We start from the raw sequence: 24,946 nt of genomic DNA, 5'->3' as shown, positions 1-24,946 counted from the left end.
GCGCTAGGTCAGTCACCCTAAATCTCGACTGATATACCGCATTCGCGAGCAGGCTCGCTCCCACAGGGGATCTGCGGTGCGTTAGCGAACCCAGCGCTCGCGGCGCCAGATTTGCTGCTCGGACTTGGTCTGGAACGTCCACGCCACGAAACGGCTCTGCTTCTGGCCCTGCGACATCTCCACGACCTGGCTTTCCAGCACGCCGGCCTTTTTCAGCGCGGTTTCGATGGCTGGCAGGTTCGACGCCTTCGACACCAGCGTGCTGAACCACAGCACTTTGTGCTGGAAGTTCGCGCTCTCGGCGATCAGTTGCGTCACGAAACGCGCTTCGCCGCCTTCACACCACAGCTCGGCCGACTGGCCACCGAAGTTCAGCACCGGCAGTTTGCGTTTCGGATCGGCCTTGCCCAGGGCGCGCCATTTGCGCTCGCTGCCCTTGGTCGCTTCGTCCATCGAGGCGTGGAACGGCGGGTTGCACATGGTCAGGTCAAAGCGCTCGCCCGGCTCAAGCAGGCCGATCAGGATGTGCTTGCGGTTTTCCTGCAAACGCAACTGGATCACCTTGTTCAAGTCGTTGGACTGAACGATTGCTTTGGCGGCAGCCACGGCCGTCGGGTCGATTTCAGAACCGAGGAAGTGCCAGCGGTATTCGCTGTTACCGATCAGCGGGTACACGCAGTTGGCGCCCATGCCGATGTCGAGCACGTTGACGATCGCGCCGCGCGGCACCTTACCGTCGTTCATGCTCGCCAGCAGGTCAGCGAGGAAGTGCACGTAATCGGCACGGCCCGGCACAGGCGGGCAGAGGTAATCTGCCGGGATGTCCCAATGCTGGATGCCATAGAACGACTTGAGCAGCGCCCGGTTGAACACGCGCACCGCGTCGGGGCTGGCGAAGTCGATGCTTTCCTTGCCGTACGGGTTGGTGATCACGAACTTCGCCAGTTCCGGCGTGGTCTTGATCAGTGCCGGAAAGTCGTAACGACCCTGATGGCGATTGCGCGGGTGCAGGCTGGCCTTTTCACGCGGCTCGACGGTCTTGGCCGGGGTCGCGGAGTCGGGCTTTTTGCGCGCAGGTTTGGGTGTGCGGGGGGCGTTCATGGGCGTGGTCGATTCGGGTATGGCTGAAAGTGGCGGGTATTGTCCCACATCCGCTCCCAGATAACGCAAATCCGTGTAGGAGCAGAGCTTGCTCGCGAAGAGGCCGTGTCAGACAAAGTTGCAGTGCCTGACAGGACGCTTTCGCGAGCAAGCTCTGCTCCTACGGGGATTTGTGGTGTGGCGGGAATGAAAAAGGGAGGCCACTTGGGCCTCCCTTTTTCAATGCGATTTGCCGTTACAGGCTGGCAATCCGCGCGTGTTGCTCGGCCAGTTTGGCCAGGGCTTGTTCAGCCTCGGCCAGTTTGGCGCGTTCCTTCTCGATGACTTCGGCCGGGGCCTTGTCAACGAATCCGGCGTTGGACAATTTGCCGCCAACACGCTGAACTTCACCCTGCAAACGCAAGATTTCCTTGTCCAGACGCGCCAGCTCGGCGCCCTTGTCGATCAGACCGGCCATCGGCACCAGCACTTCCATCTCGCCAACCAGCGCGGTGGCGGACAGCGGAGCTTCTTCGCCAGCCTGCAGAACGGTGATCGATTCCAGACGCGCCAGTTTCTTCAGCAGCGCTTCGTTCTCGGTCAGACGGCGCTGGTCTTCAGCGCTGACGTTCTTCAGGTAGATCGGCAGTGGCTTGCCCGGGCCGATGTTCATTTCGCCACGGATGTTGCGCGTGCCGAGCATCAGTTCCTTCAGCCATTCGATGTCGTTCTCGGCGGCCGGATCGATGCGCTCTTCGTTGGCCACTGGCCAAGGTTGTAGCATGATCGTCTTGCCCTGAATACCGGCCAGCGGCGCGATGCGCTGCCAGATTTCTTCAGTGATGAACGGCATGAACGGATGCGCCAGACGCAGCGCCACTTCCAATACGCGAACCAGCGTACGGCGAGTGCCGCGCTGACGTTCAACCGGCGCGTTCTCGTCCCACAGCACTGGCTTGGACAGTTCCAGGTACCAGTCGCAGTACTGGTTCCAGATGAACTCGTACAGCGCTTGCGCCGCCAGGTCGAAACGGAACTGATCGAGTTGACGGGTCACTTCGGCTTCGGTGCGTTGCAGTTGCGAGATGATCCAGCGATCCGCCAGCGACAGTTCGTAAGCTTCGCCGTTCTGGCCGCAGTCTTCGCCCTTGTCCAGAACATAACGCGCGGCGTTCCAGATCTTGTTGCAGAAGTTGCGATAGCCTTCAACGCGGCCCATGTCGAACTTGATGTCGCGACCGGTCGAAGCCAGCGAGCAGAAGGTGAAGCGCAGGGCGTCGGTGCCGTAGCTGGCGATGCCGTCGGCGAACTCGTCGCGGGTCTGCTTCTCGATCTTCTTCGCCAGTTTCGGCTGCATCATGCCGGAGGTGCGCTTCTGCACCAGGTCTTCCAGCTCGATACCGTCGATGATGTCCAGCGGGTCAAGGACGTTGCCCTTGGACTTGGACATCTTCTGGCCCTGACCATCACGCACCAGACCGTGTACATAAACGGTCTTGAACGGTACCTGCGGCGTGCCGTCCTCGTTCTTGATCAGGTGCATGGTCAGCATGATCATCCGGGCAACCCAGAAGAAAATGATGTCGAAGCCCGTCACCAGCACGTCGGTGGAGTGGAATTTCTTCAGGAACTCGGTTTTTTCCGGCCAGCCCAAGGTGGAGAACGTCCACAGACCGGAACTGAACCAGGTGTCGAGAACGTCGTTGTCCTGTTGCAGCGCCACGTCCGGGCCAAGATTGTTTTTGGCACGCACTTCGGCTTCGTCGCGACCGACATAGACTTTGCCCGACTCGTCATACCAGGCCGGAATCCGGTGGCCCCACCACAGCTGGCGGCTGATGCACCAATCCTGAATGTCGCGCATCCACGAGAAGTACATGTTTTCGTACTGCTTCGGTACGAACTGGATGCGACCGTCTTCAACGGCAGCAATCGCAGGCTCGGCCAAAGGCTTGGTCGACACGTACCACTGGTCGGTCAGCCACGGCTCGATGATGGTGCCGGAGCGGTCGCCTTTCGGCACTTTCAGGCCGTGGTCGTTGACGCTGACCAACAGGCCGGCGGCGTCGAACGCAGCAACGATCTGCTTGCGCGCTTCAAAACGCTCAAGACCGGCGTACTCAGCTGGAATCGCGCCGTCGATGCTGTCGTTCAGCGTGCCGTCGAGGTTGAACACCTGGGCTGCCGGCAGCACGTTGGCGTTCTTGTCGAAGATGTTCAGCAGCGGCAGGTTGTGGCGCTTGCCGACTTCGTAGTCGTTGAAATCGTGGGCTGGGGTGATTTTCACGCAGCCTGTGCCGAATTCAGGATCGCAGTAATCGTCGGCGATGATCGGGATGCGGCGGCCAACCAGTGGCAGCTCGACAAACTTGCCGATCAGGGCCTGGTAGCGCTCATCGTTCGGATTAACCGCAACGGCGGAGTCGCCGAGCATGGTTTCCGGACGGGTGGTCGCGACGATCAGGAAATCGTTGCCATCAGCGGTTTTCGCACCGTCGGCCAGCGGGTACTTCAGGTTCCATAGGAAACCTTTCTCGTCGTGGTTTTCCACTTCGAGGTCGGAAATCGCCGTGTGCAGTTTGGTGTCCCAGTTGACCAGACGCTTGCCGCGATAGATCAGACCGTCTTCGTGCAGACGCACGAACGCTTCTTTAACCGCTTCCGAGAGACCGTCGTCCATGGTGAAGCGCTCGCGGCTCCAGTCCACGGACGAGCCGAGACGGCGGATCTGACGGCTGATGTTGCCGCCGGACTGATCCTTCCATTCCCAGACTTTCTCGAGGAATTTTTCGCGACCCAGATCGTGGCGATTCTGGCCCTGGGCTTCAAGTTGACGCTCCACCAGCATCTGCGTGGCAATACCGGCGTGGTCGGTGCCCGGCTGCCACAGGGTGTTGCGACCCTGCATGCGGCGGAAACGGATCAAGGCGTCCATGATCGCGTTGTTGAAACCGTGACCCATGTGCAGGCTGCCGGTGACGTTCGGCGGCGGGATCATGATGGTGTAGGAGTCGCCCGCGCCTTGCGGGGCGAAGTAGTTCTCGGACTCCCAGGTGTTGTACCAGGAAGTTTCAATGGCGTGCGGCTGGTAGGTCTTATCCATGCGCGGCGGGACCCTATTGGCATTAATTCAGGAAAAGCCGACGAGTATAGCGGGGCATGGGGCCGAGGGCGAGCGGGTGCGGATCGAGTGTCTGTCCGTGCGCGCAATGAGTTGTACGCCTATACCCATTGTGACGTTCTGGCGGGCGGTGAATCGCAGGGTATCTGCCGGCGCCTCTTTGACTTCGAGTGACTGAATGAAACTGTCCGAGACTTCACTGAATACCTATACGCCGTCGGTCATGGCCTGTGATGCCCGTGGTCTGTCGGTGCGGGAAGTGAATTATCACCGCCATCCCGAATCGCCAGCGGTCACCCAGGCACGCATTACCTGTCATCAGTTCGATGCGCGCGGCATCAACGTTCGAAGCGCTGACCCGCGTTTGAATGAGGCAGGGTTGGCCAACTTCATCCATATCACGAGCCTTTCCGGCACTGTGCTGTGCCAGGAAGGCGTCGACAATGGCACTGTCGTGACGCTGAATGACGCGGCTGGCCGGTCGTTCAGGGTGGTGAGCAACATTCGCTCCGGTGACGATGGCGCAGACATCAATCGGCATGCCGTGACCCGAATCTTTCAATACGAAAGCAATAATCTGCGAGGACGCCCGGTTAGCCTTGTCGAGCAGAACGCAGAGGGTGTCCGCCGAATCAGTGAGCGCTGGCGATATGCGGGGAACAGTGACCTTGAAGCGTCTCAGAACCTGGCCGGGCAATGCGTGAGCCACTACGACACGGCGGGTCTGGTCAGAGTCGACAGTCTGGCGCTAAGCGGCGTAGCGCTGTCCGTTACTCGTCGTCTGCTGGCGCACGCCGATGACCCGGACGCCGTTGCCGATTGGAAGGGCGAAGACGCTCAGGCTTGGGATGCCTTGCTGGCGGCCAAGGGCTTCACCCACCAGACCACCACCGATGCGACGGGCACGGAGCAGACCACCACGGACGCTGCGGGCAACCGACAGCGCATGGCATATGACGTGACCGGTCTGCTTACGAGCCGTTGGCTAACCCTGAAAAATCGGCTCGAGAAAAATATTGTGAAGTCCCTGACTTACTCGGCGGCCGGCCAAACGCTGCGCGAAGAACACGCTAATGGCGTGGTGACTCGTTGGGGATACGAGGAAGAGACGCAACGCTTGCTGGGGATAAATGTACAAAGACCGGTCGGTCACGTGTCCGGGGCGAAAGTCTTGCAAGATCTGAAATATCAATATGACCCGGTCGGTAATGTGCTCGGCGTACATAACGATGCAGAAGAAACCTGCTTCTGGCGTAATCAGGCAGTCGTGCCGCAGAACACTTACGTCTATGACAGTCTCTACCAATTGGTCAGCGCCACCGGACGTGAGATGGCGAATGCCGGCCGGCAGCGTGGCTTTCCTGTCGTATCCGGTTTCGACAGTGCCACTTACACGGCTTATACGCGCACTTACAGCTACGACGAGGCGGGCAATCTGACGCGGATTCGCCACTGCGCGCCAGTGTCCGATCACTGCCACACCACAACCGTTACGGTCAGTCACCGCAGCAATCGCGGCGTGACAAGTCTCCTTTGCACTGATCCGCGAGAAGTGGACGGCTGGTTCACCGCAGGCGGCCAGCAAACAATCCTGCAACCCGGTCAACCGCTGGCCTGGACGTCCCGCAACGAAATTCTGAAGGTCACTCCGGTTGAGCGAGGTGGCGCAAAAGATGACGTCGAGAGCTACCGCTATGACGGCGGCAGTCAACGGCTCTTGAAGATCACTACCCAGAACACCATCAGCACCACGCGGGAGCAGCAGGTGATTTACCTGCCCGCGCTGGAGCTAAGGACTATGAAAATCAACGGCACTGAAGCGCAGCGTTTACAGGTCATCAGCGTGGGAGGTAGCGGTCAGTCGTCGGTGCGGGTATTGCACTGGGAGAGCGGAAGACCAGAAGACATCAGTAACGATCAATTGCGTTACAGCCATGATGATCTGATCGGCAGCAGCGGGCTGGAAGTCGATGCGCAGGGGAAAGTGATCAGCCGCGAAGAATACTTTCCTTACGGCGGTACGGCAGTCTGGACGGCGAGAAATGCAGTGGAGGCGAGTTTCAAAACCGTCAGGTATTCAGGCAAGGAGCGCGATGCGACGGGGCTTTACTACTATGGCTGGCGCTACTACCAGCCGTGGATTGGACGCTGGTTGAGTGCTGATCCGGGCGGAACGATTGACGGGATGAACCTGTATGTCATGGCCGGCAACAACCCGGTCACGTTCCGCGACAGTAACGGGTTATTGAAAGAGGGGCGGGAGGCAGCCCGGCGCGTGGGTGAGACCTTTGTTCATCCTCGGCATATGCCTGTCTTTGAAAGAATTTCAAGGGTGCAAAATATTGCCCTGAGCGTTCGTGAATCAGGCAGTTACACACTCAATGCGCTGGGTGAAGGCGCGGCCGCCAAAGGGCATAACATTCTTGAAAAAACCATAAAGCAAAGTTCGCTGATGGGCGTTTATGGTGAACAGGCTGGCGCCATGCTTCAGAGGGCCGAGAGCAGTGGGTTTGCCGGGCGAGTGGGCAAGTGGAACAAGGCGGGCCTGCAGGGTGTTTATGCGCGCAATAACGTAAGTTTTGAAGACACGACTTACGACATCAATTTGCAAAGCCCCGTAGAGCACGAACTGGTTGATTCCTGGATCAAGTTCAAGATCGTCACGCCTTATACGGGCGATTACGACATGCATGACATCATTCGTTTCAGCGGCGACAAGGGGCATGTCCCTGAATCGGGAAGTGTCGATGAGACAGAAATTAAGGATCTGATCAATCTTGGCGTTGCGGCATCTGACCCGGCGAGGTCATTCGAAGACGTCTCGATGAATGTTGTTCGTCATGGGCCGCAAGTGAACTTCGTTTCTTATATGTGGAAAAACGAGTTTGAAAAAGTCCAGGCCGACAATGGTTATCTCGGTGCAGTGGCGCGGCCAGGCCCGTTTCCGATAGCGATGGTGCACCAGGGGCGGTGGAGCATTCTGGAGAATAGCCATGAGCTGTTCGAGTTCTACGGCTCTACCAATACCGTTGTTCCGGAACACTGGGCACAAGAATTTGTGGGGCGAGGAGGGGCAATGGTCGCCACTCCCCGGCACGCGAAAATTCTGGATAAGTTCCGCAGGGCAAATACGGTCTGAAAGCTTATTCGTATTGGCTGAGTAGCCGTTCCATCCGCGCATCGAGGCGCCGTTTGATTTCGGTTTCGATGTGCGGCGCGAAGTCGTCGATCACGTCTTGCATGATCAATTGCGCAGCGGCGCGCAGTTCGCTGTCGAGGTGGAGCAGGGCGTCCGGGCCTTTATTCACCGCTGCCGCAGGTTGCGCGGACGGTGCGGGTGTTGGCGCAGGTTGCGGTTCGACGGCTTGCGGTTCATTACCCACAGCTTCGAACAACATCGGAATCTGTTCCTGTTCACCTTCATCGACCGTATCGGTCAACAGCGGTGGTTGCAGGTTGTCGTCGCCGAGCAACTGACGGATCGATTCGAGATCGTCGAGCAGGTGTGTCGGCTTTTGCTGCGGTTTCGGAGTGTCCATTGGAATGCTCAGAGTCGCTGTAAACGGTGATCTTGCAGAGGATAGCCCTGTTCGCGGTAGAAGCGAAAACTCTCCCGCGCCGCGGCACGAATCGTCGGGTCTTCGACCACCACTTCCGCCACCCGGGCGAACTTGTTGGCGAAGGCCGGGACTTTCAGGTCGAGGTTGACCAGCAAATCCTGATGCTGACCGCAGTCATCACCCACACCCAGCACGATTAAACCGTCCGGTTCGCTGTCGGCAGGGCCATGCGGCACGAAGCTTTCGCCCTTGAACGCCCACAGGCGCGCATCGAGATCGTCACGCTGGGCGGCATCGCTGCAATGCAGATAGATGCGGTGACCCATGCGCCAGGCTTTCTCGGTGAGCTTGCAGGCGAAGTCCAGGCGAGCCGAAGGGTCGGCGCTGGGCAGAATGTAAAAATCGACTTTGGTCATTGCGGTTCCAGAGCGGCAAGCGGCGTCACCCGAGAGTGACGCCGCCGCCCATCAGCGGGTTCAGGCTTTGGCGCGATCCAGCAGGTACTGGGTCAGCAATGGCACCGGACGGCCAGTGGCGCCCTTGTCCTTGCCGCCACTGGTCCATGCGGTGCCCGCGATGTCCAGGTGCGCCCAGTTGAGGTTCTTGGTGAAGCGCGACAGGAAGCACGCGGCGGTGATGGTGCCGGCTTTCGGGCCGCCAATGTTGGCGATGTCGGCGAACGGGCTGTCCAGTTGCTCTTGGTACTCATCGAACAGCGGCAGCTGCCAGGCGCGGTCGTCAGCAGCCTGGCCGGCGCTGAGCAGTTGGCCGATCAGTTCGTCGTTGTTGCCCAGCAGACCCGAGGTGTGCGCCCCCAGTGCGACGACGCAAGCACCGGTCAGGGTGGCGATGTCGATCACTGCTTGTGGCTTGAAGCGCTCGGAGTAGGTCAGCGCATCGCACAGCACCAGACGGCCTTCGGCGTCGGTGTTGAGGATTTCCACGGTCTGGCCGCTCATGGTGGTGACAATGTCGCCTGGACGGGTCGCGTTGCCGCTCGGCATGTTTTCCGCGCAAGCGAGGATGCACACCAGGTTGATCGGCAGTTTCAGCTCAAGCACGGCGCGCAGGGTACCGAACACCGAGGCAGCGCCGCCCATGTCGTACTTCATCTCGTCCATGCCGGCGCCCGGCTTCAGGCTGATGCCGCCGGTGTCGAAAGTGATGCCTTTACCGACCAGTGCGTACGGCTTCTCGGATTTCTTGCCGCCGTTGTATTGCATGACGATCAGACGTGGCGGTTGCTCGCTGCCTTGGCCGACGGCGTAGAAAGAACCCATGCCCAAAGATTTGATCTTCTTCTCGTCGAGGACTTCGACCTTCAGATCCTTGAATTCTTTGCCCAGGTTTTTGGCTTGTTCGCCAAGGAAGGTCGGGTGGCAGATGTTCGGTGGCAGGTTGCCCAGATCACGGGTGAAGGCCATGCCGTTGGCGATCGCGGTGGCGTGATTCACGGCGCGCTGCACTTCAGCCTGGGCAGCCTTGATGGTCAGCAGGGTGATTTTTTTCAGTGCGCGCGGTTCGGCTTTCTGGCTCTTGAACTGGTCGAAAGTGTATTCGCCGTCCACCAGGGTTTCCGCCAGCAAACGGGTTTTGCCGTAGCTGTCGCGATTTTTAACAATAACTTCATCCAGCGCCAGCACGGCGTCGCTGCCGTTCAGGCCTTTCAGAGTATTGAGGATGCCGGCAACGATTTTGCGGAACGGACGGTCGCCCAGTTCTTCATCCTTGCCCACGCCGACCAGCAGCACGCGCTCGGCTTTGAGGTTAGGCAGGCTGTGCAGCAGCAGGCTTTGACCGACTTTGCCGGCCAGATCGCCACGCTTGAGGACGGCGCTGATCGCGCCACCGCTCAGTTCGTCGACCTGTTTGGCGGCGGCGCCGAGTTTGCGGCCTTCGCCGACGGCAACCACCAGGGTGGCGGTTTTCAACGTTTCTGGGCTAACGCTTTTTACAACCAGTTCCATGTCCGGATCCCTGAATGAATGGTCAACACGCAGGCGTTCGACGGTGTCCGCAGTCGCCTACTTATAAATAGAAGAGGCGCAGGCCAAAGCCTGCGACAAGGGCCGCAGTTTGAACCTCGCTCCCCGCGCCTGACAACCCTCGGTTGTACGATCTGCAACGGATTACAGACATGGATGAGTGTGCGCAGTGACAGGCGCCCCCAATCACAGGATAATGCCGCATCTTTTTCCGACGGCTCTGCGTTGCGGGCCGGTCGGTGTGTTTGCTTGTTTGGCCGCCTTAGCCTGACAACCCAGGAGTGTCTGGTTTGATCGTCTTCCGTTATCTGTCCCGCGAAGTCCTGCTGACCCTCAGCGCCGTGAGTGCCGTGCTGCTGGTCATCATCATGAGCGGTCGCTTCATCAAATATCTGGCTCAGGCCGCTGCCGGCCAGCTCGATCCGGGCTCGTTGTTCCTGATCATGGGCTTTCGTCTGCCGGGGTTCTTGCAACTGATTCTGCCGCTGGGCCTGTTCCTCGGGATCCTGCTGGCCTACGGTCGCCTGTACCTCGAAAGCGAAATGACCGTGCTCTCGGCCACCGGCATGAGCCAGCAGAAGCTGTTTCGCATGACCCTGTTTCCGGCGACCCTGGTGGCGTTGGTGGTGGCATGGCTGAGCCTAGGCTTGGCCCCGCAAGGCGCCAACCAGTTTCAGTTGCTGCTGAACAAGCAGGACGCGCTGACCGAATTCGATACCCTCGAACCGGGTCGCTTCCAGGCGCTGCGCGACGGTACGCGGGTGACGTACACGGAAACCCTGACCGACGACCGGATCAATCTGGGCGGCGTGTTCATTTCGCAGAAAAACCTCGGTGCCGACAAGAAGGATCGCGGGATTTCCATTCTGGTGGCCGAGTCAGGTCTCCAAGAGAGCCGCAAGGACGGCACCCGCTACCTGATCCTCAAAAACGGTTACCGCTATGACGGCAGCCCGGGTCAGGCGGATTATCGTGCGGTGCATTACGAGACCTACGGTGTGCAGCTGCCCAAGCCTGAAGTCAGTGAAGAAGTCACCGACCGTGACGCCATGCCGACCTCAGCCTTGCTTGGAAGTGATGACATCCGCTCCAAAACCGAACTGCAATGGCGTCTTTCCCTGCCGCTGCTGGTGTTTATCGTGACCCTGATGGCGGTGCCGCTGTCGCGGGTCAATCCGCGTCAAGGGCGTTTCCTCAAGCTGCTGCCGGCGATTCTTCTTTATATGGCTTACCTGACCATCCTGATTGCCGCCCGTGGCGCCCTCGAAAAAGGCAAGATCCCGCCGACCCTCGGGTTGTGGTGGGTGCACGCGATCTTCCTGTTTATCGGTCTCGGCCTGCTTTATTGGGAGCCTTTGCGCCTGAAGATGGCCAGCCGTCGCAGCGCTGCGCTGGAGGTGGCTCGTGGTTAAACTCGACCGCTACATCGGCAGCAGCGTGTTCATGGCGATCATCGCCGTGCTGGCGATCATTCTGGGCCTGGCGACGTTGTTCGCTTTTATCGATGAAATGAGCGACGTCAGCGACACCTACACACTGATGGATGTGCTGAGCTTCGTGATGCTCACCGCGCCGCGCCGTCTCTACGAAATGCTGCCGATGGCCGCGCTGATTGGCTGTCTGATCGGTCTCGGCAGTCTGGCCAGCAGCAGCGAACTGACGGTCATGCGCGCCGCTGGTGTATCGATCGGGCGCATTGTCTGGGCGGTGATGAAGCCGATGCTGGTGCTGATGCTGGCCGGTTTGCTGATCGGCGAATACGTCGCGCCGGCCACCGAAAGCATGGCTCAGGCCAATCGCTCGCTGGCCCAGGGCAGCGGCGATGCGCAAAGTGCCAAGCACGGTATGTGGCACCGTCAGGGTGAAGAGTTCATCCACATCAACGCCGTTCAACCCAACGGTTTGCTGTACGGCGTGACCCGTTATCACTTCGACAAAGAGCGTCATCTGCTGAGTTCGAGCTTCGCCAAAAAAGCCGAATTCGATAAAGATCACTGGCAGCTTAGCGATGTCACCACCACGGTTTTCCATGAGCGCAGAACCGAAGTGGTCAATGTGCCGGCCGAGCGTTGGGACGTGTCCCTGAGCCCGCAGTTGCTCAGCACGGTAGTGATGGCACCGGAATCGCTGTCGATCAGCGGTCTGTGGGGTTACATCCACTATCTGTCTGAACAAGGCCTGAGCAACGGCCGTTATTGGCTGGCGTTTTGGGTCAAGGTGTTGCAGCCGCTGGTGACTGCTGCGTTGGTGTTGATGGCGATCTCGTTCATCTTCGGCCCGCTGCGTTCCGTGACCCTCGGTCAGCGTGTGTTCACCGGTGTGCTGGTCGGCTTCACCTTCCGCATTGTCCAGGATTTGCTCGGCCCTTCGAGCCTGGTGTTCGGTTTCTCGCCGCTGTTTGCGGTGCTGGTGCCGGCCGGCGTGTGTGCGCTGCTCGGTGTCTGGCTGCTGAGACGGGCCGGTTGATGCCGCCGGTTTTGCCAGTGTTTTAACCTCCAAAACGCCTCGGTCGACAGACCGGGGCGTTTTTGCATGCAATCCGGGTGACAGGTGAACGTGACGCTTGCGCCGTGTATCAGGTACAATTCCCGGCTATTTTTCGGCGGGCTATGCCTGCAGCCTTTTTGAGTGTTGATCCGTGAGTGATTTGAGTCATATCCGCAATTTCTCCATCATCGCCCACATTGACCATGGCAAGTCGACGCTGGCCGATCGCTTCATCCAGATGTGCGGCGGCCTGGCCGAGCGTGAAATGGAAGCCCAGGTACTGGATTCCATGGATCTGGAACGTGAACGCGGGATCACCATCAAGGCCCACAGCGTCACCCTGTATTACACCGCCAAAGACGGTATCAAGTACCAGCTGAACTTCATTGACACCCCGGGCCACGTCGACTTCACCTACGAAGTCAGCCGTTCCCTGGCCGCGTGTGAAGGTGCACTGCTGGTGGTCGACGCCGGTCAAGGCGTTGAAGCCCAGTCCGTGGCCAACTGCTACACCGCCATCGAGCAGGGCCTTGAGGTCATGCCGGTATTGAACAAGATCGACCTGCCACAGGCTGATCCTGATCGCGTCAAAGACGAAATCGAGAAGATCATCGGCATCGATGCCACCGACGCCGTCACCTGCAGCGCCAAAACCGGCCTGGGTGTCGACGAAGTGCTCGAGCGTCTGGTGCACACCATTCCTGCGCCGACCGGCAACATCGAGGATCCGCTGCAAGCGTTGATCATCGACTCTTGGTTCGACAACTACCTGGGCGTTGTCTCCCTGGTGCGTGTGCGTCATGGCCGCGTGAAGAAGGGCGACAAGATCCTCGTCAAGTCCACCGGCAAGATCCATCTGGTCGACAGCGTTGGCGTGTTCAACCCGAAGCACACCGCTACTGCTGACCTGAAGGCCGGCGAAGTGGGCTTCATCATCGCCAGCATCAAAGACATTCACGGTGCACCGGTCGGTGACACCCTGACCCTGAGTTCGACCCCGGACGTTGAAGTGCTGCCTGGCTTCAAACGCATCCAGCCGCAGGTTTACGCCGGTCTGTTCCCGGTCAGTTCCGACGACTTCGAGGATTTCCGCGAAGCATTGCAGAAGCTGACCCTCAACGACTCGTCGCTGCAATACACCCCGGAAAGCTCCGACGCACTGGGCTTCGGCTTCCGTTGCGGTTTCCTCGGCATGCTGCACATGGAAATCATCCAGGAGCGCCTCGAGCGCGAGTACGACCTGGATCTGATCACCACCGCGCCAACGGTAATTTTCGAACTGGTTTTGAAGACCGGTGAAACAATTTACGTCGACAACCCATCCAAGCTTCCGGATGTGTCGTCGATCGAAGACATGCGCGAGCCAATCGTGCGCGCCAATATCCTGGTGCCGCAGGAACACTTGGGTAACGTCATCACCCTTTGCATCGAGAAGCGTGGCGTACAAGTCGACATGCTGTTCCTCGGCAATCAGGTGCAGGTCACTTACGACTTGCCGATGAACGAAGTGGTGCTCGACTTCTTCGACCGTCTCAAATCCACCAGCCGCGGCTATGCTTCGCTGGATTACCATTTCGATCGTTACCAATCGGCTAATCTGGTGAAACTGGACGTGCTGATCAACGGCGACAAGGTCGACGCTCTGGCGTTGATCGTGCACCGTGACAACTCGCACTACAAAGGTCGCCAGTTGACCGAGAAGATGAAAGAACTGATTCCTCGTCAGATGTTCGACGTGGCGATCCAGGCCGCCATTGGCGGTCAGATCGTGGCACGGACAACCGTCAAGGCGCTCAGAAAGAACGTATTGGCCAAGTGCTACGGCGGTGACGTTAGCCGTAAGAAAAAACTGCTTGAAAAGCAGAAGGCCGGTAAAAAACGCATGAAGCAGGTCGGCAACGTGGAAATTCCACAAGAAGCCTTCCTTGCAGTGCTCAGGTTGGATAGTTAGGTCCTATGTCACTAAATTTCCCGCTGTTGCTGGTCATCGCCGTGTTCGTCTGCGGCCTGTTGGCGTTGCTTGATCTGTTGATCCTTGCACCGCGTCGGCGTGCCGCCATTGCCTCTTATCAGGGCAGTGTCGGTCAGCCAGATGTCGTGGTGGTCGAGAAACTCAACAAAGAGCCGCTGCTGGTTGAATACGGCAAGTCGTTCTTCCCGGTGTTGTTCATCGTGCTGGTGCTGCGTTCGTTCCTCGTGGAACCGTTCCAGATCCCGTCCGGTTCGATGAAGCCAACCCTGGACGTCGGCGACTTCATTCTGGTGAACAAGTTTTCTTACGGGATCCGCCTGCCGGTGATCGACAAGAAAATCATCGAAGTCGGTGACCCACAGCGTGGCGATGTCATGGTGTTCCGCTACCCGAGCGACCCGAACGTCAACTACATCAAGCGTGTAGTTGGTCTGCCGGGCGACACGATTCGCTACACCGCTGACAAGCATTTGTTCGTCAACGGCGAGTCGATTGCTGAACAGATGATCGGCTCCGAGCCGGGCACCCTGGGCAGTGCCGAGCTCTATAAGGAAAAACTCGGCGCTGCCGAGCACCTGATCCGCAAGGAAATGAGCCGCTACCGCGCCACCCCGGATCGTTCGTGGACAGTGCCTGCCGGGCACTACTTTATGATGGGCGACAACCGCGACAACTCGAACGACAGTCGCTACTGGGATGATCCAAAGATTCCCAAGGATCTGCTGGGCATGGTTCCCGACCAGAATATCGTCGGCAAGGCCTTCGCGGTCTGGATGAGCTGGCCGGAACCGAAACTCAGTCACCTGCCGAATTTCTCGCGGGTTGGCCTGATCAAGTAATCACACACGGCGCTGTTGAACACAGCGCCGAATGCATTTCTGGCGTCGACACAATCGGCTCCGGGGCATGAAGCCAACGATATTCAGGATGTAATTTTTGAACACAGCGTTAATTGTCCCAGGCCCGCGCCGTATCCCGGCGATGGCGGTGGAATCCAGCTTTGAACACAGCGTGGGTAAACCGTGAGCGCCTCATTAAGCCGTCTCGAGCGACAGCTCGGTTACACCTTCAAGGATCAGGAGCTGATGCTGCTGGCCCTGACGCACCGCAGTTTTGCCGGGCGCAACAACGAACGCCTGGAATTCCTCGGCGATGCCATCCTCAACTTCGTCGCTGGCGAGGCGCTGTTCGATCGCTTCCCGCTGGCCCGCGAAGGCCAATTGTCGCGTTTGCGCGCACGTCTGGTAAAAGGTGAGACGCTGGCCGTACTGGCGCGCGGTTTCGACCTTGGCGACTACTTGCGACTGGGTTCCGGTGAACTGAAGAGCGGCGGTTTCCGTCGCGAATCGATTCTGGCCGATGCCCTCGAAGCCTTGATCGGCGCGATCTACCTCGATGCCGGCATGGACATGGCGCGCGAACGCGTCCTGGCCTGGCTCGCTGGCGAGTTCGAAGGTCTGACGCTGGTCGACACCAACAAGGATCCGAAAACCCGCCTGCAGGAACACCTGCAATCGCGCGGTTGCGATCTGCCACGCTATGAAGTGGTGGATATCCAGGGCGAGCCGCACTGCCGAACCTTCTTCGTCGAGTGCGAAGTTGTCTTACTGAATGAAAAAAGCCGAGGTCAGGGTGTCAGCCGTCGTATTGCCGAACAGGTAGCGGCCGCTGCAGCACTGATTGCCCTGGGCGTGGAGAATGGCAATGACTGATACAAACGCAACTCGCTGTGGCTATGTTGCCATCGTCGGCCGTCCCAACGTCGGTAAGTCGACGCTGCTGAACCACATCCTCGGCCAGAAGCTCGCGATCACTTCGCGCAAGCCGCAGACCACTCGCCACAACATGCTCGGGATCAAAACCGAGGGTGACGTGCAAGCGATCTACGTCGACACCCCGGGCATGCACAAGGGTGGCGAAAAGGCCCTGAACCGTTACATGAACAAAACCGCTTCGGCCGCGTTGAAAGACGTCGACGTGGTGATCTTCGTCGTTGACCGCACCAAGTGGACCGATGAAGACCAGATGGTGCTGGAACGCGTGCAGTACGTGACCGGCCCGCTGATCGTCGCGCTGAACAAGACCGATCGCATCGAAGACAAAGCCGAGCTGATGCCGCACCTGAGTTGGTTGCAGGAACAACTGCCGAACGCGCAGATCATTCCTATTTCCGCACAACACGGCCACAACCTCGACGCGCTGGAAAAAGTCATCGCCGATCACCTGCCGGAGAACGATCACTTTTTCCCGGAAGACCAGATCACCGACCGCAGCAGCCGTTTCCTCGCCGCCGAACTGGTGCGCGAGAAAATCATGCGCCAGATGGGCGCCGAGCTGCCGTACCAGATCACTGTCGAGATCGAAGAGTTCAAGCAGCAGGGCAAAACCCTGCACATCCACGCCTTGATCCTCGTTGAACGTGACGGTCAGAAGAAGATCATCATTGGCGACAAGGGCGAGCGCATCAAACGCATCGGCACCGAAGCGCGCAAGGACATGGAGCTGCTGTTCGACTCCAAGATCATGCTCAACCTGTGGGTGAAGGTGAAGGGCGGCTGGTCCGACGACGAGCGTGCACTGCGTTCGCTGGGTTACGGCGACCTGTAAGCGATTCGAAGATCAAAAGATCGCAGCCTTCGGCAGCTCCTACATGACGTACACCTGTAGGAGCTGCCGAAGGCTGCGATCTTTTTTGCAATCCCTGATCGGGAAACAATGTTTATGTCGCAAACCCCACCTCCCGCCCAACCCGCCTACGTCCTGCACTCTCGCGCCTATCGCGAAACCAGTGCCTTGGTGGATTTCCTCACGCCGCAAGGTCGGCTGCGGGCGGTGTTGCGCAGTGCGCGGGGCAAGGCCGGGACGTTGGCGCGGCCGTTTGTGTCGCTGGAAGTCGAGTTTCGCGGCAAGGGCGAGCTGAAGAATGTCGGGCGCATGGAAAGTGCCGGCACCTCGGCGTGGCTCAATGGTGAGGCGCTGTTCAGCGGACTCTATCTCAATGAACTGCTGATCCGTTTGCTCCCCGCCGAAGACCCGCACCCGGGCGTTTTCGATCACTACGCCGCGACCTTGCTGGCGTTGGCCGAAGGCCGTCCGCTGGAGCCGCTGCTGCGTTCCTTCGAATGGCGTTTGCTGGATGATCTCGGTTATGGCTTCTCGCTGAACACCGATATCCACGGCGAACCGATAGTCGAAGACGGCCTCTATCGCCTGCAAGTGGATGCCGGCCTGGAGCGCGTTTTCCTGCTGCAACCCGGCCTGTTCAACGGCGTCGAATTGCTCGCCATGGCCGAAGCCGACTGGACTGCACCGGGCGCACTCTCCGCAGCCAAGCGCCTGATGCGCCAAGCCCTCGCCGTTCACTTGGGCGGTCGCCCCCTCGTCAGTCGCGAGCTGTTTCGCAAGCCCTAGCCCCGTGTATGCTGTGCGCCGAATCTTTTTCTTCAGGAGCGCGCACCCGTGACCACCAGCAATCGCATTCTTCTTGGCGTGAACATCGACCACGTCGCCACCCTGCGTCAGGCCCGTGGTACGCGCTACCCGGATCCGGTCAAGGCTGCGCTGGACGCGGAAGAGGCGGGCGCTGATGGCATCACTGTGCACCTGCGTGAAGACCGCCGGCACATTCAGGAGCGCGATGTGCTCTTGCTTAAAGACGTGCTGCAGACCCGCATGAACTTCGAAATGGGCGTCACCGAAGAAATGATGGCGTTCGCCGAGCGTATCCGTCCGGCGCACATCTGCCTGGTGCCGGAAACCCGTCAGGAACTGACGACCGAGGGTGGTCTGGATGTAGCGGGGCAGGAAGAGCGGATCAAGGCTGCGGTTGAGCGTCTGTCGAAGATTGGCAGCGAAGTGTCGCTGTTCATCGATGCTGATGAGCGGCAGATTGCAGCATCGAAGCGCGTTGGCGCACCGGCGATCGAACTGCACACCGGGCGTTATGCCGATGCTGAAACGCCGACGGAAGTGGCTGAAGAACTGCAGCGCGTTGCGGATGGCGTGGCGTTTGGTCTGGCGCAGGGGCTGATCGTCAATGCCGGTCATGGCCTGCATTACCACAACGTGGAGGCGGTGGCGGCGATCAAAGGGATTAACGAGCTGAACATCGGCCATGCGCTGGTGGCGCATGCGTTGTTCGTGGGCTTCAAGTCCGCTGTGTCCGAGATGAAAGCGCTGATACTGGCTGCTGCTCTCAAGGGCTAAGATCAAAAGATCGCAGCCTTCGGCAGCTCCTACAGGTGTACACATAACCCTGTAGGAGCTGCCGAAGGCTGCGATCTTTTGCTTTTAAAGAGGGGCAGGTTCTTGCGCGGGTTTTGACTTGTCGATGGCCGGCACATGCAAATTGCCTTCAGCCACTTGGTCGCCCTCAAGCTGCGGCTGCGTCACCCAGGTCAGAATGTCGTAATAACGACGAATGTTCGCCACAAAATGCACCGGTTCGCCGCCCCGGGCATAGCCGTAACGGGTTTTGCTGTACCACTGCTTCTGCGACAGGCGCGGCAAAATCTTCTTCACGTCCAGCCATTTGTCCGGGTTCAACCCTTCCTTGGCCGTCAGTTTGCGCGCGTCATCGAGGTGACCGCTGCCGACGTTGTACGCCGCCAGGGCGAACCAGGTGCGATCCGGTTCCTTGATCGAATCGTCGAGCTGATCCTTCATATAAGCCAGGTATTTCGCCCCGCCCATGATGCTCTGCTTCGGATCAAGTCGGTTCGACACGCCCATCGCCTGCGCGGTGTTCTGCGTCAGCATCATCAGCCCGCGCACTCCGGTTTTCGAGGTGACCGTCGGCTGCCACAGCGATTCCTGATAACCGATCGCCGCGAGCAGGCGCCAGTCGACTTTCTCTTTCTTCGCGTAATTCTTGAAGTGCTGTTCGTACTTCGGCAGGCGCTGCTGCAAGTGCTGGGCGAAGGTGGTCGCGCCCATGTAACCGAGTACGTCAACGTGGCCGTAGTAGCGATCTTTCAAGCGTTGCAGGGTGCCATTCTTTTGCACCTTGTCCAGATACGCGTTGATCTCGTTGAGCAGGCTGTTGTCTTCGCCCGGGGCCACGGCCCAACTCTGGTTGCTGGCATCGCCAAGGTCGAAGGCGACGCGGATGTTGGTGAAGTACACCTGGTTCATCGCCACTTCGTTGGAGTCGACGAGGGTCAGGTCGATCTGGCCTTCATCGACCATGCGCAGCAGATCGACCACTTCAACCGCGTCGGATTCTTCGTATTCAATGCCGGGGAATTTCTTTTTCAGCTCCGCCAGTTGCTCGGCGTGGGTGCTGCCCTTGAGCACCATGATCTTCTTGCCGACCAGATCGCCGGCGTCGGTAGGGCGCGACTGGCCGTTGCGATAAATGATCTGCGGGGTGACTTCTAAATAAGAGTGGGAGAAACGCACCTGTTGCTTGCGATGCTCGCTGCTGACCAGACCGGCGGCGGCGAGTACCGGGCCGTTGGGTTTGCCGATCTGATTGAAAAGGTCGTCGAGGTTGTCAGCGGTCTCGATCTTCAGCTCGACCCCCAAATCGTCGGCGAAGCGCTTCACCAGCTCGTATTCGAAGCCGGTTTCACCGCTGCGATCCTGAAAGTAGGTGGCGGGGCTGTTGCGTGTAATTACGCGCAGCACACCATCCTCCTTTATGCGCTCCAGCGTGTTGGGTTTATCAACACAGCCACTGAGCATCAGGAAGAGTCCGGTTGCGATCAGCCATTTGGCGTACCGCGGACGCAAAGCCGTTGGGAAAAACATGTGCGCAGTATACGCAAACGGCCACTGGCGCCATATCTCGACAGTGCAGGATGACTCTGTTGGTCGTCACAAAATCGCACGAAACCCAGCAAGCACGGGGCTTCGCGGGTTTTTGTTACAGTAAAAATAAGCAGGTCTCAAATCGCTGATTTACCTGACTCCGGAGTCGGAAACACAGATTGATACCCGAGTGCAACCGTGCGTAGCGTTTCGGGTGATGTTGAGGGCGGTTTAGGCTAGAATGCACGGCCTCAAAGCACACCCCTTCCCGAGGCTGTCCCGAAGATGTTGATCCTGCGCGGCGCTCCTGCCCTTTCTGCCTTTCGCCACAGCAAACTCCTTGAGCAACTGAGCCAGAAGGTTCCAGCTGTCAGTGGCCTGTATGCTGAATTCGCTCACTTCGCCGAAGTCACCGGCGTCCTGACCGGCGACGAACAGCAGGTGCTAGCGCGCCTTCTGAAGTACGGCCCAAGCGTTCCGGTACAAGAGCCGACCGGTCGTCTGTTTCTGGTGTTGCCGCGTTTCGGCACCATCTCGCCATGGTCGAGCAAGGCCAGCGACATCGCCCGCAACTGCGGCCTGAGCAAGATCCAGCGTCTGGAACGCGGTATCGCCTTCTACGTTGCCGGTCAGTTCAGCGACGCCGAAGCCCAGCAGATTGCCGACGTGTTGCATGACCGCATGACGCAAATCGTGCTGGCCAACCTCGAACAGGCCGCCGGTCTGTTCAGCCACGCCGAACCGAAGCCGCTGACCGCGATCGACATCCTCGGTGGCGGTCGCGCTGCTCTGGAAAAAGCCAACACCGAGCTGGGCCTGGCCCTGGCTGAAGACGAAATCGACTATCTGGTCGACGCCTTCAACGGCTTGAAGCGCAACCCGCACGACATCGAATTGATGATGTTCGCTCAGGCCAACTCCGAACACTGCCGTCACAAGATCTTCAACGCCAGTTGGGATATCGATGGTGAGAACCAGGAAAAAAGCCTGTTCGGCATGATCAAGAACACCTACGTGATGCACAGCGAAGGCGTTCTGTCGGCTTATAAGGACAACGCCTCGGTGATCGTCGGCAACGTCGCCGGCCGTTTCTTCCCGAACCCTGAGACCCGCCAGTACGGCGCGGTGCAGGAGCCGGTGCACATCCTGATGAAGGTTGAAACCCACAACCACCCGACCGCGATTGCTCCGTTCCCGGGTGCATCGACCGGTTCCGGCGGCGAAATCCGTGACGAAGGTGCAACCGGCCGTGGCGCCAAGCCAAAGGCTGGCCTGACCGGTTTCACCGTATCGAACCTGCAAATCCCGGGCTTCGAACAGCCGTGGGAAGTGCCGTACGGCAAGCCTGAGCGCATCGTTACCGCCCTGGACATCATGATCGAAGGCCCGCTCGGCGGCGCCGCGTTCAACAACGAATTCGGTCGTCCGGCCCTGACTGGCTACTTCCGTACCTTCGAACAGTCGATCACCACCCCGCATGGTGACGAAGTTCGTGGTTACCACAAGCCGATCATGTTGGCCGGCGGCATGGGCAACATCCGCGAAGAACACGTCAAGAAAGGCGAGATCGTCGTGGGCTCCAAGCTGATCGTCCTCGGCGGCCCGGCGATGTTGATCGGTCTGGGTGGCGGCGCGGCTTCCTCCATGGCCACCGGCACCAGCTCGGCGGATCTCGACTTCGCTTCCGTACAGCGTGAAAACCCTGAAATGGAGCGTCGTTGCCAGGAAGTCATCGACCGTTGCTGGCAGCTGGGCGACAAAAACCCGATCAGCTTCATCCACGACGTCGGCGCGGGCGGTCTGTCCAACGCCTTCCCGGAACTGGTCAACGACGGCGACCGCGGTGGCCGTTTCGAACTGCGCAACATTCCCAACGACGAGCCGGGCATGGCCCCGCACGAAATCTGGTCCAACGAATCCCAGGAACGTTACGTTCTGGCCGTCGGCCCTGAAGACTTCGCGCGCTTCCAGGCGATCTGCGAACGCGAGCGCTGCCCGTTTGCCGTAGTGGGTGAGGCGACTGCCGAGCCGCAACTGACCGTGACCGACAGCCACTTCGGCAATAACCCGGTGGACATGCCACTGGAAGTGTTGCTGGGCAAGGCCCCGCGCATGCACCGCTCGGTGGTTCGCGAAGCTGAAATGGGCGATGACTTCGATCCGTCGAACCTCGACATCAGCGAGTCCATCGAACGCGTTCTGCATCACCCGGCCGTGGCGAGCAAGAGCTTCCTGATTACCATCGGCGACCGCACCATCACCGGCCTCGTGGCCCGTGACCAAATGGTCGGCCCATGGCAGGTTCCGGTGGCCGACGTTGCCGTCACCGCCACCAGTTTCGACGTTTACACCGGTGAAGCGATGGCAATGGGCGAGCGCACTCCGCTGGCTCTGCTGGACGCCCCGGCGTCGGGCCGCATGGCCATCGGCGAAACCCTGACCAACATTGCCGCGTCGCGCATCAACAAGATCTCCGACATCAAACTGTCGGCGAACTGGATGTCCGCTGCCGGCCACCCGGGCGAAGACGCGCGTCTGTACGACACCGTGAAAGCGGTCGGTATGGAACTGTGCCCTGAGCTGGGTATCACCATTCCGGTGGGCAAGGACTCGATGTCCATGGCCACCCGTTGGAACGATAACGGCGAAGAAAAAACCGTGACCTCGCCGATGTCGCTGATCGTGACCGGTTTCGCGCCAGTGGCTGACATCCGTCAGACCCTGACCCCGGAACTGCGCATGGACAAGGGCACCACCGACCTGATCCTGATCGACCTCGGTCGCGGTCAGAACCGTATGGGTGCTTCGATCCTTGCTCAGACCCACGGCAAACTCGGCAAACACGCGCCGGACGTTGATGACGCTGAAGACCTGAAAGCCTTCTTCGCGGTGATTCAGGGCCTCAACGCCGACGGTCACTTGCTGGCGTACCACGACCGTTCCGACGGTGGTCTGCTGACCTCCGTGGTGGAAATGGCCTTCGCCGGCCACTGCGGTCTGAGCCTGAACCTCGACGGTCTGGCAGAAACCACCGCCGACATCGCCGCCATCCTGTTCAACGAAGAACTGGGTGCGGTGATTCAGGTTCGTCAGGACGCCACGCCAGACATCCTCGCGCAATTCAGCGCGGCCGGTCTGGGCGACTGCGTGTCGGTGATCGGTCAGCCGATCAACAATGGCCAGATCAACATCACCTTCAACGGTGACACCGTGTTCGAAGGCCAGCGTCGTCTGCTGCAACGTACCTGGGCTGAAACCAGCTACCAGATCCAGCGTCTGCGTGACAACGCCGACTGCGCCGAGCAAGAATTCGACGTGCTGCTGGAAGAAGACAATCCGGGCCTGAGCGTCAAGCTCAGCTACGACGTCAACCAGGACATCGCCGCGCCTTATATCAAGAAAGGCATTCGCCCACAGGTTGCCGTGCTGCGTGAGCAGGGCGTCAACGGTCAGGTGGAAATGGCCGCTGCGTTCGACCGCGCTGGTTTCAACGCGATCGACGTACACATGAGCGACATTCTCGCCGGCCGTGTCGACCTGAACGAGTTCAAAGGTCTGGTGGCGTGCGGTGGTTTCTCCTACGGCGACGTGCTCGGCGCCGGTGAAGGCTGGGCCAAGTCGGCGCTGTTCAACAGCCGTGCCCGCGATGCGTTCCAGGGTTTCTTCGAGCGTAACGACAGCTTCACCCTTGGCGTGTGCAACGGTTGCCAGATGATGTCCAACCTGCACGAGCTGATCCCGGGCAGCGAGTTCTGGCCGCACTTCGTGCGCAATCGCTCCGAGCAGTTCGAAGCGCGCGTGGCGATGGTGCAGATTCAGGAATCGAACTCGATCTTCCTGCAGGGCATGGCCGGGTCGCGTATGCCGATCGCCATTGCTCACGGTGAAGGTCACGCCGAGTTCTCCAGCGAAGAAGCACTGCTGGAAGCCGATCTGTCGGGTTGCGTGGCGATGCGTTTCGTCGACAACCATGGCAAGGTCACCGAGAAGTATCCGGCTAACCCGAACGGTTCGCCGCGCGGGATTACTGGTCTCACCAGCCGTGATGGCCGTGTGACGATCATGATGCCGCACCCGGAGCGTGTGTTCCGTGCCGTGCAGAACTCGTGGCGTTCGGAAGACTGGAACGAAGATGCACCGTGGATGCGTATGTTCCGTAACGCGCGGGTCTGGGTTAACTAAGGCCTGTGTACAAGCTCGCCTTTTTTGTTCCTGACAGTCATGTCGAGGTGGTCAAAGGGGCTGTGTTCGCTGCCGGTGGTGGGCGGATCGGTGACTATGACCACTGTGCCTGGCAGGTGCTTGGTCTGGGCCAGTTTCGACCTTTGGACGGGAGTCAGCCGTTTATTGGCGAGGCGGGGCAGGTTGAGCGGGTTGAGGAATGGAAGGTTGAGCTTGTGGTGGTGGATGAGTTGATTGTTGCTGTTGTGGCGGCTTTGAAGCTTAGTCATCCCTACGAGACACCGGCTTATGAGGTGTGGCGGCTGGACGATTTCTGATCTTCCTTGCTGCTGAAACAAGAAACCCGCAGATGAGTGATTGTCTGCGGGTTTTTTGTTGCTTACGATTTTCCGGGTGATGGTGTTTTTAATGTGGGAGCGAGCCTGCTCGCGAAGGCGCCGGCTCAGGCAATAATGTTCTGACTGACCGAGTACAATCCATTGCTGCGGTAATGGCTACTTAGGGTTCCGCCCTTACGGCGGGTCACTTTTGACAAACGCCTCAAAAGTAACCAAAAAGGCTTGCCCCAACGTTCGGCCCACTCGCTAAAGCTCGGGGTTCCTTCGCTCCGCAATTCATCCGGGCGCATCGCCTACGGTTTGCTTCGCTGCACCTCCTCTCGATGCATTTGGCTGCGCCAAACGGTCGCTGCGCTCCCACCCCCGGATAAATCCCTCCACTCAGCCTGCCGACGGGGCCTGTGTATCAAGATCAAGAGCAGGCGAGCTGACACTCGGCCTATTGAGTGGTGAGGAGCACGGGGTTCGAC

General features: G+C 59.3%; 17 protein-coding genes. 11 read left to right on the top strand and 6 right to left on the bottom strand.

Annotation, left to right across the window (positions count from 1 at the left end):
- Positions 1-81 precede the first annotated feature (81 nt).
- Both rlmF and QMX93_RS13060 read right to left on the bottom strand, forming a co-directional pair.
- The gene (gene rlmF, locus QMX93_RS13065; RefSeq protein WP_150729529.1) at positions 82-1,101 is read right to left on the bottom strand and encodes a 23S rRNA (adenine(1618)-N(6))-methyltransferase RlmF; all 1,020 of its coding nucleotides are present in this window, start codon (positions 1,099-1,101) and stop codon (positions 82-84) included.
- A gap of 235 nt (positions 1,102-1,336) precedes the next feature.
- Positions 1,337-4,183, bottom strand: coding sequence for a valine--tRNA ligase (locus QMX93_RS13060; protein WP_282356434.1), 2,847 nt, complete (start codon positions 4,181-4,183; stop codon positions 1,337-1,339).
- 196 nt (positions 4,184-4,379) lie between these two features.
- Here QMX93_RS13060 and QMX93_RS13055 point away from each other — a divergent pair, with 196 nt between their 5' ends.
- A complete protein-coding gene (locus QMX93_RS13055) occupies positions 4,380-7,340 on the top strand; it encodes an RHS repeat domain-containing protein (RefSeq protein ID WP_282356432.1) in 2,961 nt (986 codons plus the stop codon).
- Between the two features lie 4 nt (positions 7,341-7,344).
- Here QMX93_RS13055 and QMX93_RS13050 read toward each other — a convergent pair whose 3' ends face one another.
- Genes QMX93_RS13050 through QMX93_RS13040 form a run of 3 tightly spaced genes read right to left on the bottom strand, consistent with a single transcriptional unit; the run spans position 7,345 to position 9,728 of the window.
- Positions 7,345-7,740, bottom strand: a complete 396-nt coding sequence (locus QMX93_RS13050; RefSeq protein WP_282356431.1) for a DNA polymerase III subunit chi — start codon at positions 7,738-7,740, stop codon at positions 7,345-7,347.
- Positions 7,741-7,748: 8 nt separating this feature from the next.
- Positions 7,749-8,177 carry a DNA polymerase III subunit chi gene (locus tag QMX93_RS13045; protein ID WP_053117380.1) on the bottom strand — a complete coding sequence of 143 codons (429 nt, stop codon included), beginning with the start codon at positions 8,175-8,177 and terminating at the stop codon, positions 7,749-7,751.
- Positions 8,178-8,237: 60 nt separating this feature from the next.
- Positions 8,238-9,728, bottom strand: a complete 1,491-nt coding sequence (locus tag QMX93_RS13040) for a leucyl aminopeptidase (protein ID WP_159813864.1) — start codon at positions 9,726-9,728, stop codon at positions 8,238-8,240.
- Positions 9,729-10,036: 308 nt separating this feature from the next.
- Between QMX93_RS13040 and lptF the strand changes: the two genes are divergently transcribed.
- The 8 genes from lptF (at position 10,037) to pdxJ (ending at position 18,411) form a co-directional block, all read left to right on the top strand.
- Positions 10,037-11,158 carry an LPS export ABC transporter permease LptF gene (gene lptF, locus QMX93_RS13035; protein ID WP_053117386.1) on the top strand — a complete coding sequence of 374 codons (1,122 nt, stop codon included), beginning with the start codon at positions 10,037-10,039 and terminating at the stop codon, positions 11,156-11,158.
- Positions 11,151-12,212, top strand: a complete 1,062-nt coding sequence (gene lptG / locus QMX93_RS13030; protein WP_282356429.1) for an LPS export ABC transporter permease LptG — start codon at positions 11,151-11,153, stop codon at positions 12,210-12,212. Before lptF ends, lptG begins: the two co-directional genes overlap by 8 nt.
- A 172-nt stretch (positions 12,213-12,384) precedes the next feature.
- Complete coding sequence (gene lepA, locus QMX93_RS13025; protein WP_016986097.1) at positions 12,385-14,184, top strand: translation elongation factor 4; 1,800 nt, start codon at positions 12,385-12,387, stop codon at positions 14,182-14,184.
- Positions 14,185-14,189: 5 nt separating this feature from the next.
- Positions 14,190-15,044, top strand: a complete 855-nt coding sequence (gene lepB, locus QMX93_RS13020; RefSeq protein WP_053117392.1) for a signal peptidase I — start codon at positions 14,190-14,192, stop codon at positions 15,042-15,044.
- A 183-nt stretch (positions 15,045-15,227) separates the two neighbouring features.
- On the top strand, positions 15,228-15,917 hold the full coding sequence (gene rnc / locus QMX93_RS13015) for a ribonuclease III (protein ID WP_053117395.1): 690 nt from the start codon (positions 15,228-15,230) through the stop codon (positions 15,915-15,917).
- Positions 15,910-16,812 carry a GTPase Era gene (era, locus tag QMX93_RS13010; protein WP_007909024.1) on the top strand — a complete coding sequence of 301 codons (903 nt, stop codon included), beginning with the start codon at positions 15,910-15,912 and terminating at the stop codon, positions 16,810-16,812. The genes rnc and era overlap by 8 nt, the downstream gene beginning before the upstream one ends.
- A gap of 114 nt (positions 16,813-16,926) precedes the next feature.
- Positions 16,927-17,616 (top strand): DNA repair protein RecO, encoded by a 690-nt coding sequence (recO, locus tag QMX93_RS13005; protein WP_282356426.1) that lies wholly within the window; start codon positions 16,927-16,929, stop codon positions 17,614-17,616.
- Between the two features lie 48 nt (positions 17,617-17,664).
- Positions 17,665-18,411 carry a pyridoxine 5'-phosphate synthase gene (gene pdxJ / locus QMX93_RS13000; RefSeq protein WP_008083632.1) on the top strand — a complete coding sequence of 249 codons (747 nt, stop codon included), beginning with the start codon at positions 17,665-17,667 and terminating at the stop codon, positions 18,409-18,411.
- Between the two features lie 84 nt (positions 18,412-18,495).
- Here pdxJ and mltF read toward each other — a convergent pair whose 3' ends face one another.
- On the bottom strand, positions 18,496-19,956 hold the full coding sequence (gene mltF, locus QMX93_RS12995) for a membrane-bound lytic murein transglycosylase MltF (protein ID WP_282356424.1): 1,461 nt from the start codon (positions 19,954-19,956) through the stop codon (positions 18,496-18,498).
- A gap of 285 nt (positions 19,957-20,241) precedes the next feature.
- On the opposite strand from mltF, the gene purL reads away from it, so the two are divergent.
- Together purL and QMX93_RS12985 are read left to right on the top strand one after the other, a co-directional pair.
- Positions 20,242-24,138 carry a phosphoribosylformylglycinamidine synthase gene (gene purL / locus QMX93_RS12990; protein ID WP_282356423.1) on the top strand — a complete coding sequence of 1,299 codons (3,897 nt, stop codon included), beginning with the start codon at positions 20,242-20,244 and terminating at the stop codon, positions 24,136-24,138.
- Between the two features lie 5 nt (positions 24,139-24,143).
- Complete coding sequence (locus QMX93_RS12985; protein WP_282356422.1) at positions 24,144-24,455, top strand: YqfO family protein; 312 nt, start codon at positions 24,144-24,146, stop codon at positions 24,453-24,455.
- Positions 24,456-24,946: the final 491 nt, after the last annotated feature.

The organism is Pseudomonas sp. PS01303, from assembly GCF_029959385.1.
GTDB lineage: Bacteria > Pseudomonadota > Gammaproteobacteria > Pseudomonadales > Pseudomonadaceae > Aquipseudomonas > Aquipseudomonas rustica.
The sequence above is the reverse complement of the archived record's forward strand: the minus strand, read 5'-3'. Positions and strand labels throughout refer to the sequence as shown.